At 45.5% G+C, this 11,750-nt stretch carries 10 protein-coding genes and 1 other RNA gene; 8 read left to right on the top strand and 3 right to left on the bottom strand.

Annotation, left to right across the window (positions count from 1 at the left end):
- Nucleotides 1-38: 38 nt before the first annotated feature.
- The 4 genes from rnpB to HXW94_RS07545 all read left to right on the top strand — a co-directional run bounded on the left by rnpB (nt 39) and on the right by HXW94_RS07545 (nt 3,570).
- Nucleotides 39-427, top strand: an RNA gene (rnpB, locus tag HXW94_RS07530) — RNase P RNA component class A.
- A gap of 42 nt (nt 428-469) precedes the next feature.
- On the top strand, nt 470-1,780 hold the full coding sequence (locus tag HXW94_RS07535) for an HPr family phosphocarrier protein (protein ID WP_178366280.1): 1,311 nt from the start codon (nt 470-472) through the stop codon (nt 1,778-1,780).
- A gap of 5 nt (nt 1,781-1,785) precedes the next feature.
- Nucleotides 1,786-2,550, top strand: a complete 765-nt coding sequence (gene ispD, locus HXW94_RS07540) for a 2-C-methyl-D-erythritol 4-phosphate cytidylyltransferase (protein ID WP_178366281.1) — start codon at nt 1,786-1,788, stop codon at nt 2,548-2,550.
- A gap of 81 nt (nt 2,551-2,631) precedes the next feature.
- Nucleotides 2,632-3,570: an ABC transporter substrate-binding protein gene (locus HXW94_RS07545; protein WP_178366282.1), complete on the top strand. Its 939-nt coding sequence runs from the start codon at nt 2,632-2,634 to the stop codon at nt 3,568-3,570.
- Between the two features lie 85 nt (nt 3,571-3,655).
- Here HXW94_RS07545 and HXW94_RS07550 read toward each other — a convergent pair whose 3' ends face one another.
- The 3 genes from HXW94_RS07550 to recJ all read right to left on the bottom strand — a co-directional run bounded on the left by HXW94_RS07550 (nt 3,656) and on the right by recJ (nt 8,275).
- Nucleotides 3,656-4,984: a hypothetical protein gene (locus HXW94_RS07550; RefSeq protein WP_178366283.1), complete on the bottom strand. Its 1,329-nt coding sequence runs from the start codon at nt 4,982-4,984 to the stop codon at nt 3,656-3,658.
- A 75-nt stretch (nt 4,985-5,059) separates the two neighbouring features.
- Nucleotides 5,060-6,241 (bottom strand): sodium:calcium antiporter, encoded by a 1,182-nt coding sequence (locus HXW94_RS07555; protein WP_178366284.1) that lies wholly within the window; start codon nt 6,239-6,241, stop codon nt 5,060-5,062.
- 330 nt (nt 6,242-6,571) lie between these two features.
- Complete coding sequence (gene recJ / locus HXW94_RS07560; RefSeq protein ID WP_178366285.1) at nt 6,572-8,275, bottom strand: single-stranded-DNA-specific exonuclease RecJ; 1,704 nt, start codon at nt 8,273-8,275, stop codon at nt 6,572-6,574.
- 180 nt (nt 8,276-8,455) lie between these two features.
- Here recJ and HXW94_RS07565 point away from each other — a divergent pair, with 180 nt between their 5' ends.
- The 4 genes from HXW94_RS07565 to HXW94_RS07580 are packed head-to-tail and all read left to right on the top strand — an operon-like array spanning nt 8,456 to nt 11,613.
- Nucleotides 8,456-8,641, top strand: a complete 186-nt coding sequence (locus tag HXW94_RS07565; RefSeq protein ID WP_246293788.1) for a DUF4911 domain-containing protein — start codon at nt 8,456-8,458, stop codon at nt 8,639-8,641.
- A complete protein-coding gene (gene miaB / locus HXW94_RS07570) occupies nt 8,628-9,992 on the top strand; it encodes a tRNA (N6-isopentenyl adenosine(37)-C2)-methylthiotransferase MiaB (protein WP_178366287.1) in 1,365 nt (454 codons plus the stop codon). Before HXW94_RS07565 ends, miaB begins: the two co-directional genes overlap by 14 nt.
- 3 nt (nt 9,993-9,995) lie before the next feature.
- On the top strand, nt 9,996-10,877 hold the full coding sequence (gene map / locus HXW94_RS07575) for a type I methionyl aminopeptidase (protein ID WP_178366288.1): 882 nt from the start codon (nt 9,996-9,998) through the stop codon (nt 10,875-10,877).
- Nucleotides 10,867-11,613 (top strand): lysophospholipid acyltransferase family protein, encoded by a 747-nt coding sequence (locus HXW94_RS07580; RefSeq protein ID WP_178366289.1) that lies wholly within the window; start codon nt 10,867-10,869, stop codon nt 11,611-11,613. The genes map and HXW94_RS07580 overlap by 11 nt, the downstream gene beginning before the upstream one ends.
- The last annotated feature ends 137 nt before the right edge of the window (nt 11,614-11,750 follow it).

The following is an 11,750-nucleotide window of genomic DNA, read 5'->3' on the forward strand; positions in this document are numbered from 1 at the left end:
GATTTTTGGGTTAACGAACAATTTTTTTTAATTTCGGTCTGACCGGAACAAACGGTCGCCGGGCAAATTAACGCCGGGAGGAAAGTCCGAACACCGCAGGGCAGGACGCTCCATAACGTGGAGTCACGGTGACGTGAAGGAAAGTGCAACAGAGAGTAGACCGCCCGGCGACTCATTTAAATGAGTTGCCGGGTAAGGGTGAAACGGTGCGGTAAGAGCGCACCAGTTTTCCGGGTGACCGGGAAAGCTTGGTAAACCCCGTCCGGTGCAAGACCAAATAGAGAGACGCTTGAGGGCTGCCCGTCCAAGTCTCCGGGTAGGTTGCTTGAGGTGTATGGCAACATGCATCCTAGATGAATGACCGTTGATTTTTTTGCGGGTAACTGCAAAAAAATAACAGAATTCGGCTTACGGGCCGGTCAGACCGAAATTTTATTAAATAATGTTTGAACGAAGACAATATCTATCTATGAATGACACGTGTGACATATCTTTTAAAGAAAAAGCAAATATTTTTTCATATGAGTATCTTCAGTGCATTCTGTTTCTTATTGGATTGAATGACGACAGTTATCTTTTTACCAAGAAGCTTTGCTCAAAACTGATCATCACCTCCCATATCATGGAAGATTTTCTTGACTTTCATGGTGCAAAAAAAAACAAGGATTGGGTGTTTTACCGTGCAATATCAGCATCTGTTCGGCACCTCTCCCTTGCCTGTTATTCCCAGCGTCACACCCTGGATCGGTTCGATTTTTATAATTTCGGGGATCAGAACCACAGTGCGTTTAAACAGGAAGCCCTGGATATGCTTCAATTTCTCCAGAATGCCATTCATCAGGCCGCACCCGTTGCCCTGAGGGAGGCAAAACGTTTAGGTATCACCATTCCGGAATCCGGCTATGACCTGGACTATTTCCCCGGCATTGCCACAGCCGGCCAACTGGAACATAATATTGACGACGCCATGCCCCAAAGCAGTCAGAAAAAGAATCTGACACGAATTGCCAGTCAGTTTCTTGAATTGATCCGGGATTTTGAAGAGTTTACCTTTTACGAACGTTATGATCTTGAGGCCATTTACAAGCTTGTCCCTGATGTTATCAACGAGGTGACCATCAGAAGTTATGAGATGCGGGTGCATAATATTCAGTCTTCATTTGATTCTTATGTCGTTACCACGTTACAGTCCCCTGATGCTGAACTTTTAAGTCAGTTGCGCAGTCATTTTTCCATTGTATTTCATATTCTGCAGGTTTTAGGGCGCTTGCTTCATTTTTATGAACGTCATTTGTATGATACCGGCTTTAAGCATGTTTATAAAAATATCAGTCTGTCCCTTTCGGATCTCATTGATCCGGATAATGTTTTAGATCGTGCCGTAAATTACTGTCTATATTATGCAGGCCGTTTTTTATCCTCGGGCAAGGCTGTGGCCACAAAGGTTCTAAACAAAAATATGGAATCCGAAACAATTGAAGTGGGTATTCCCAAAGACAGGGGCTTTCACAGCCGGCCAAGCCTTTTGGTGGCAAAAATCGTTCAGCATTACGGCGGAGAAGTCAAGCTTCATGTGGGAAAAGACCAGTTTGATGCTTCCTCGGTCCTTGATATTCAGTGGGCCGGGGGGAAAATTAAAAAAGAGGAGATTGAAACGGTCGTTTTTACGGGAGATTCCAGGGCGTTGAATGATTTGAAAATCCTTTCCGGGGTCAATTATGGTGAAGACCATATGGGCAAGGGGATTCCCTTGCCCATTGAATTGAGTTATTTGATTTAGAATTCATGTCTGACGTCGAAAACAAAGAGAGGTTTAAAAATATTGCCGTTATTGTGGCGGGCGGAAAAGGGTTGCGCATGCAGTCCACTGTAAAAAAACAATTCATTGATCTGGAAGGTATTCCGGTGATCGTTCGCACGCTTGCCGCCTTTGACAGATACTGTCGGGTGGATGAAATTATTCTGGTGGTGCCTGAACAGGATCTGAATTTTACCCGCAACGACCTTTTGCACCGAGTTTCATTTTCCACACCGTTGCACATTATTAAAGGCGGTGTTACCCGTCAGGATTCCGTGGGAAACGGACTTGATCAAGCGTTGAAAATTTGTACCCAGCCAGAAACAACGTTTGTACTGATTCATGACGGAGTCCGGCCTTTTGTGGGTGACAATCTGCTTGATCGGTGCCTTGACGGTGCATTGCAAGAGGGTGCCTGCATCCCGGTGCTTGGTATCGCTGATACCGTAAAAAGGGCTGATAAAAACGGCAAGATAATTTGCACCCTTGACCGGGATGGATTGTTCCGGGCCCAGACGCCCCAGGTCTTTCGCCTGGATCTGATGATCAAGGCGGCTTCCCATGCCCGGAAAACCGGCTTTCTGGGTACGGACGAAGCTTCAGTATGCGAACATGCGAAAATACCGGTGGCGATGGTGGAAGGCGGATTGTTTAATATTAAACTTACGTCTCCCCAGGATTTGATTTTCGCAGGTCTGATTATTCGAGCAAAAAAAGAGGCTGAATTAACCGGGCACTCAGGTTTTTATTGACTTTAAATTAAACTTACGCATAATCGGTAATGCGATTCAGTATTATTTATTATACACTTATCATCCCCGGAGGTGCCTGAAATGGCGGAAAAACCCGCAATCAAGATCGGATATCTTAAAATCACTGATCATTTCATTCTCGGTGTAACAGATCGAAAACTACAACAAGGTATGGAAACCTTTGAACATTGCACACTGGAACCTGTGGTTAAAAACGGGTGGAATGAAGTTGCTGATGCGCTTTCTGTGAAATCCTTGGACGGTGCGCTGGTTTTGGCACCAACCGCCATGGATCTTTTTAAATCCGGTGTTGATCTCAAACTCTTATTGTTAGCCCATAAATCCGGCAGTGTTCTGGTTAAAAATAAAAGAGCCAACATCAATTCCGTTGAAGATTTTGCGGGCAAGACCGTATTGATTCCATATCAACTCTCCATCCACAATATGCTGTTCCATAAGCTGTTATCCGAGAAAGGGTTGAAACCCGGGCGTGCCACGGAAAAAGGAATTGATGTTACCCTTGAGGTGGTTGCACCCTTCCAGATGCCCGAAGCCCTTGAGTATGATGAAGAAGGCGAAATCGGCGGATTTATTGTCGCTGAACCATTTGGTTCCCAGGTTATTGCCGCCGGGCATGGCGAAGAATTTGAACTGTCAAAAAATTTGTGGGCCAAGCATCCCTGTTGTGTTTTTGTTATGCGTACCGAGATTATTGAAAAACATCCCGAAGCCATTCAGGAAATTTGCACAAGTTTTGTTCGGTCCGGGCTTGCTATTGATGCCCAGCCTGAGCCGGCTTCAATTATTGGTGCTGAGTTTTTTTCCCAGGACAAGGATATTATCAGGCGAGTGCTTACAGATCCCCCTGACCGGATTCTGACAGGCGAACTTTACCCCCAAAAAGAAGATCTTGATATAATCCAGAAATACATGATGGATAAAATGAATATTCTGACCTCCCTTATTGATTTGAATGAATTTGTGGACACGCGTTTTGCCGATGCTGCAGGGGCAAAATAGGAGTCTTAATAAGTTGTGAAATTGATTTTATGTTTTGTTTTTGGCTCAGCCTCGGGTGTTGGTAGACCAGGTCAGCCTATGGCTGTTATTTTGCAGAATCAATAAAACCGTAAATTTTTTCTATGGCTTTTAATCCCCAGGTAGGTTTCCCGGACAGGGTGGCCACATCGTCGCGGTTAAGCCGGTCTGTTGTCTGCTGAGCTGTAAGACCTTGTTCCTTTAATTTAATAATGATTTCCATGACGGCAGCTTTGTATTTTTTCATGTCCTGATCCGGCGAAATATCCGGTTTTATCGAGGGCGTTTCCGTAAGGTTATCCGTGGGAGCCTCAAAGCTGTCTTCATTATCATCAGACCTTGTGTCGGCTGTGGCCTGGCTGTTGTCTTCATTTATCAGCGCAGACAGGTTATCCAGATCTTCATTAAGATCTTCTGGAACATCGGTGTCCATATCCACAACGCTGAACAGATCATCCAGATCGTCTTCATTGTCATTTTCAGGGGAATTGGACGAAGAAACATCAGAATCAATCAGCTTTGACAAATCATCCATATCACTTGGTTGATTGTTTGTCTCAGGTGCGGCGGACTGCGTCTCTTCCGGAAGGTTTTTAAGGTCGCTGTCCGGATCTGATACAGAGCCAATCAATGAGGATAAATCATCAAGATCGTCAGGGTTCAGGGCTGTTTCATTGACCAGCAAAGAGAGATCATCCATATTGGAAGAGCCGATGTCGCCAATATCCTCGTGGTCCTGATCCTTGAATTGATCGTCCATGGGCACACGATCTTCAAACAGATGTTCATTTTCATCAAAGCTGGTATCCAACGTGCTTTGGTCGATTTCTGGTGATTCTTCCAGCGCCATGGTTTCCACGGCACGTCCGGCAATTTCCATGGCCTGGGGCGCAGCGCCGTGCCGCTGGTTCATCTCCTGCAATGCCAGGGCGATGTTTGTCATTGCATCGGCTTTTTTCTCTTCCGCTGCCGCCCGTTTTTCCATTGCATCGGCTTTTTTTTCTTCCACCCGGGCAAGTGCTTCCTGGGCTAACGCAATACGGTCCTGTTTTTGCATATATACCTGGAACATATCCTTGAACATAGATATCGACGCGATATCCACGGGGATTATGCCATGATTCCCCACAGGATGTTGCTCGTTTACCGGGGCTTTCAGCCGTTCTGCGTCCTGTGCAAGGAACGCCTCAACCTGTTCGGGCAGCATACCTGCATCCAGAAATTTTTTGATTTTTAGAAGGATGGTAACCGCCTGTTCGGTATAACATGTTTCATCGTTGACGACTTGTGTGGCAAGCCACGGGCTGAATCGATGTAAAATAAACTTTAACGTGGCCTTACCCATATCCAGCTCATTTATCAGATCCTCAATGGTCAATAACTTTAAACGGGTCATTATTTCCCTCATTTTACGATTATGGACTTTCAGTCCATAATCGTAGTTGAATTCTTCCGAGCCCTGAAATATTTATCACCAACTACCGGTCACAGCATTTGCCGTATTGTGTAAAAATTCGCTGATACCACCGGGTTGATGCAGGAATTCGATAAAGACACCGGACAGCTTTGCCAAAAATGAATTCCCGCCGCCATTTAAATAATCTGCGGCACCAATCGCATAAAGAATAAAAACAGCATAAAGGCTTCCCAATAAATAAACATGCGACTTGTGCATCTCTTCACTGAAGTAATAGATACCGATTGTTATAATGGTAACCAGCAGAAGCATGATCCGGATATCGATAAAAGCAGGTCCCGCTTCAATAAAATCCATTTTCTGGCCCGTAAATAAAAGATAAAGCGCAAGAGGCAGCCCCATGCTGATGGTGATATCAAATATATTTGATCCCAATACATTGGATAACGCATCATCATAATTCCCTTTTTTAGCATCTTTAATGGAAATAATTGTATCCGGAACGCTACTTGCCGCTGCAACGAGAATCAATGCAATGAACAAAGGATGTATTTTCAGTGCTTCTGAAATCCCTTTACATCCTTCAACGAGTCCTGCACATGCGGATGCAATAACCAGTGTAGAACATATTAATAATATCCAGCTTCTTCCGATGATGCCTTCTTTAGATCTAAATTTATATTTTTCAAACCAGGTGTCAGAGTCATCATTGTCTTCCGCTGCTTCATTATTATCGCTTTTCATGGATAACAGCGTATAAGCTAAATAGATGAAATAGAAACCGGTAAAATACCATCCATGCCAATGGGTGATGTAACTGCTGGATAATAAGACCAGAACCAGGATTTCAGCAGCGATGAGGAAAAGACCGTCTCTTAAGATGGCTTTTTTGGATACATTAACGCCGGTGATGCCCATGGCTAAAACAACCCAAATTACGAGCATGGGAATAACGATACTATTGAAGATTGCAGAACCGGTGTCTCCGCCGACACTCGCCGCAAAATCCCGCCCCAAATTTCCTTGTTTCGCAAAAACAAGAAAAAAAACCGTGGTCAGCAGCTCCGGCATGGAAGAGCCGATTGCATTCAGCGTGGCCCCTTTTACCCCTTCGCTCATATTCCTTCCAAGACAGTCGGTTGCCGATTCAAAAACATCACAGGCTTTTGCGATAATATACGAACAGATTATCATCAGGATTAAACCACCGTACCAGGTGTGTAGAATAACATTCATCAGTCCGATTCAACTCCTTTTTTAATAAAATAGGTAAGTAGGGGTAAAAAAATAAATCCCTATTAAGACAAGTTATAGATTATTATTCAATACTCTGTTTTTATATAGCTTTATTGAATTTTTATCAAGAGACACTAACCAGGAATTATTTCTATACCGGTACGGTACTTATGTTTAAATAACGACCATGTTCCGGCGAACACAACAAACAATCAAATATGTGGGTATTGGGTGGAGAGAAAAACAGTTTTTTTAAATCTCACCATTCAATACCCAGATTTTTCATTATGAAATTTCATACATATTTCAGCATTTTAAGGATGGATTGAACTATATATCCTGAACAATAACCTGAACGCGATTCTGTTTAAATCTGTCCAACCTGAGCTTTACCATCAGTTTTGGAAAAAATTCGGGCAAACCGGTCGTGTCAGCCAGGTTGAAGTGCAATGCTTCCACCTGGTGTTCTCGGCTTTGATCCGTAAGGGTCATTTTTCGATGACAGCCGCCAATGATGATGGACGATGTTACCCACAGATTTTCCATAAGAAAGACCGGTTCCGGATTGCCGGTGCCAAAGGGGCGAAGCAGATCAATCTGGCGGATAAGTTCCGGGGTAATATCCGCAATTTTAATCACGGCATCAATTTTTTTTACGGGTTTAAAATCTTTATCCGTGCAAACTGATGCCAGGATCTCTGTCAGCGCCGGTTTCAGACGCATCAGGTTTTCTTTTCTGACTGACAGTCCGGCTGCCATGGCATGCCCCCCAAAGGTTTCCAGCAGATCCCGGGTTTCAGACAATAGCTGGTGTATATTGATTTGGTTAATGCTCCGGCATGACCCTTTTGCAATGTCGTCTTTTGAGTTCAGCAGCACCACCGGACAGATATGCGTTCGGGCAAGCCTTGATGCGGCAATGCCAAGCACGGACGCCTCCCACTTGCTGTCCCACAAAACAATAAGCCGGTTTTTAAGTATGGATGGATCACTTGCAATACGCCGTTCAATATCCTCGACAATCTCTTTTTCAATGAGTTGGCGTTTTCTGTTCAGTTCATCAAGAAGGATTGCGGTGGTCTCGGTCTGGGCCGGGGCAGGGCAGGTCAGGTGGGAGACACAGATTCTTGCATGTGATAGGCGGCCCGCAGCATTAAGTCTTGGCACGATTTTAAATGAAATGTCGTCGGAATCAAGTTTATCCATGTCAATCCGTGATGTATGGGCCATGGAGACAAGTGCCGGACGAAGGCCCATGCGAATACGTTTCATCCCTGCCACGCAAAGGACCCGGTTGTCCTGCACCAGGGGGACCATATCACCTATGGTGCCGATGGTGAACAGATCCAGGTATTCGGATAATTTGGGTTCCGGAAATTGTTCCCATATCCCATTGTCTCTGAATACTTTGCGCAAGCCCATAATCAGGTAAAATGCCACCCCGACACCGGCCAGGTATTCAAGGCACGCGCTGCAGTCGGCCTGCTTTGGATTGATCACGGCAAAGGCCTTGGGGATGGTGGTGTCCGGTTCATGGTGGTCGGTGATGATGATGTCAATGTCTTCTTCGGCTGCCGCCTGAACCGCGTCATGGGAACCGATACCGCAGTCCACGGTGATGATCAGATCCACATCCATGGATACGGCCATCTCTATGTGGGGCAATTGAAGGCTGTACCCTTCCTTTGTCCTGTGGGGCACATACCAGGACAGATCCGCTTCCACCAGGGAGAGAAACTGGTAAAGCATGGCCGTCGCCGTGACCCCGTCCGCATCAAAATCACCAAAAATAAGAATTTTTTCTTTGTTGCGTACCGCCGTATGAATCCGCGCTACCGCCTTGTCCATATCTTTTAATTCAAAGGGATTGCTCAGTCTGGAATAATCCGGGTTCAGAAAAAACCTGGCTTCATCAACTGTTGTGATCCCTTTGTCCGCCAGCAGTCCTGCAATAACAGGATGGCAGTCAAGGGCCTTTTGAAGTCTTTGAGTCGCTTCCTTGTCAGGCGTTGTATATGTAAGTTTGATTTCCATGGAATGCCGGGTTATACCTTCTTGGATAATGATGTGTCAATCCAAGCGGCAATAAAGCCCTCAAGGCTGACAATTTTTTTCATACAAAACTCTTGAATAACCTGTTTTTTTAGTGATATTATATCCGGTTCATAAAGGATTAAATTTTAAAATATTATGCAATCTGTTTTCAAAGAATATATGGTGGATAAAACAAAAATCGGATTTATCCGTTTTATTTTTGAAGCCTATGAAGGTATCGCCGTTGTCACAACATTGGAGCCCGGAATCGGCCATATCCGGCTTACCATGCCCCCGGACCGGCAGGATGAGGTAAATATGGTCACGCAAGCGTTGAAAAAGGATTTTTATTTTGAGCCAAGATAAGCCCAAAGCCTATGTAAACACCATTGGGTGCCAGATGAATGTATATGATTCCCAGATTCTGGCAGGCCTTTTGCAGAATGCCGGGTATGAACAAACCCATGATCCGGACCTGGCAGATCTGGTTCTGTGTAATACCTGCGCCATCCGCCATAAGGCCCAGGAAAAAGCCTATAGTTTTCTGGGGCGTTTTGCAGGCACAAGGATAAAAGGAAAACGTCCGCTGACCATCATGGCCGGCTGTGTGGCACAAAAAGAAAAGGAAAAAGCCTTTGCACGCCTGCCGCATCTTGACCTGGTTTTAGGCACCCAGGCCTTTGGTCGTTTTGAAACCCATGTTAAAGCGCTGATTGCCGGTGAAACCCGCATTGTGGATACCGCCCCCAGTGAAAACATTTTTGAAGGCTTTCCCAAGGATGCATTGGCCGTAAAAATTCAGGTGTCACGCTTTGTCACCATTATGCAGGGGTGTGAAAATTTTTGCACTTATTGTGTGGTGCCTTATGTCCGGGGAAAGGAACGAAGCCGGAATCCACATGCTATTGTCGAAGAAATTGAGGGGTTGGCCGGTTCCGGGGTGCGTGAAATTACCCTGCTGGGCCAGAATGTTAATTCCTATGCCGGTAATAATGGACAGGTTTCTTTTGCTGATTTGCTTTACCTTGTCAGCAGGGTGGACGGCATTGATCGTATCCGGTTTGCCACATCCCATCCCAAGGATTTATCCATGGATCTGATCCGGGCCATGAAGGATATTGACAAGGTGTGCAACCATCTTCATCTGCCGGTTCAGTCCGGTTCAAGCGAGATATTGAAGCGGATGAACCGCAAATATGACCGTGACACCTATTTAAAAAGAATTTCAGCCCTGAGGCAGGCCTGCCCGGATATTGCTTTATCTACGGATATTATTGTCGGGTTTCCCGGAGAAACCATCTCTGATTTTCAGCAGACCATGGATCTGCTTGAAACGGTAGAATTTGATGCGGTCTTTGCGTTTGCCTATTCAGCAAGGTCATTTACACCGGCGGCCAAATTTTCAAACCAGCTGGATGAACAGACCAAGCGGGACAGGCTCAACACACTTCTCGATTTCCAGGAGAAGATAACAGAAAAGAAAAACAAGGCCTTTGTCGGCAAAAAAGTGACGGTGCTGGTGGAAGGTGACAGCCCTAAACCCAGGGACGGATTTGTAAAAAAGAATAAAAATACCAGACAGATGTTCGGCAGAAGCGGTGCAAACAAAATCGTGCATTTTGCATCGGACCAGGCTGCCGGCGGAGATCTGGTTACACTTCAAATTATTAACGCATACCCCCATTCCCTGTGGGGTGAGGTGTGCGAAAGTGATTAAAATATGAAAACTAAATCAACGACCATTCGACCCAATGAGCTCTGTCCGTGCGGCAGCGGGAAAAAATTCAAAAACTGCTGCAGGAACAGAAAAACTGAAATTTCTTTGAAGGATAAGTATAAAAACAAGTATGATATTATCCTGAAAACGCCCGAACAGGTTGACGGTATCAGAAAATGCGGCGAACTGCTTTTATCGATTATGGAAGGGGTTGAGGCCATGATACGGCCCGGCTTAAAAACCGATGAGATCAATACCTATGTCCATGAGCGAACCATAAACGCCGGGGCAGTACCTGCACCGCTCAACTACAGGGGGTTTCCCAAAAGTGTCTGCGTGTCCGTGAATGATGTGATCTGCCACGGAATACCCGGTAAGCGGGTTCTTGAGGATGGAGATATTGTTAATGTAGATATCACTCCGATTCTGAATGGGTATTATGCCGACGCCAATAGAACCTTTTTTGTGGGGACGCCCGGACGCGATGCCCAAAAAATCGTTGCCGTGGCTGCTGAATGCCTGCGGCTGGGTATGGAACAGATTAAACCCGGGGCGACCCTGGGGGATATTGGACATGCGATCCAGAAATATGCCGAAGGCCAGGGGTGTTCGGTTGTCAGGGAGTTTGTGGGGCATGGTGTGGGGCTTGATTTTCATGAACAACCCCAGGTGCTTCATTTTGGACGGCCCGGTACCGGCGTGACCCTTGTTCCCGGCATGGTATTCACCATTGAGCCCATGGTCAATTTAGGCAAAAAAGAACTGCATGTGCTTGAAGACCGGTGGACGGCTGTGACCAATGACGGATCCCTGTCCGCTCAGTTTGAGCAGACGCTTCTTGTGACGGAAGATGGGTATGAGAGTTTAACGCCATATGAGTTATAGTAAAATGGTATTAAATAAGGTTTTTTCAGCTCTATTTATTACCTTTATCTGTATCACATCCGCTTTTTTCTTCTGTGTGGCCTGTGTGTTGCGGATATGCACCGCGCCCTTTGATCCGCGAAGGATTGTGTCAAACCTCTTCAGTGCGTTCTGGGCCTCGGTTTATATCTGGGTTATGCCGCCCTGGTCCGTGAACGTTGTGGGGCGGCAAAAGCTTGATATACGCAAAAATTATGTGTTTGTATCCAATCATCAAAGCCAGCTGGACATCCTTGTGCTTTACCGACTGCTGTTTCCATACCGGTGGGTGTCCAAGAGTTCCGTTTTCCGTCTGCCGTTTGTTGGATGGAATATGGCCCTAAACAACGGGGATATTAAACTCAAGCGTGGTGACAAGGACAGTATCAAAGCCATGATGGCCACATGTGAGGCGCTTTTACGTCAAAACATCTCCATTTTTTTCTTCCCGGAAGGTACAAGGTCTAAAGACGGCCGTATCGGTAAATTCAAACCCGGCGCATTTCTACTGGCTAAAAAAACGGGGGTTGACATTCAGCCCATTGCTATTTGTAATACCAATAAGGCATTGCCTAAATACTCGCTGACCTTTCAGGGGCATACGAATATGACAGTAAAGGTGTTGGATACCATTCCCTTTTCCCGGTTCAAGGATATGGCCCCTGAGAAGATTGCCGATATGAGCAGGACGATGATTGCCAAGAATGTTGTCGGATAGCAGGGCTCAATTTATAGAATTCGGCAAGAAAACCCACTGATCACCGAAGGTGTCGGTGGGATGAATTGCCGCTTTTTAGCCTTGCTGTTCAATATACCTCTTAATTGTTTCAATTGAAGCATTACCAATTGAGCAAC

Origin of the sequence: Desulfobacter latus (assembly GCF_013389365.1) — a bacterium.
GTDB classification, from domain to species: Bacteria; Desulfobacterota; Desulfobacteria; order Desulfobacterales; family Desulfobacteraceae; genus Desulfobacter; species Desulfobacter latus.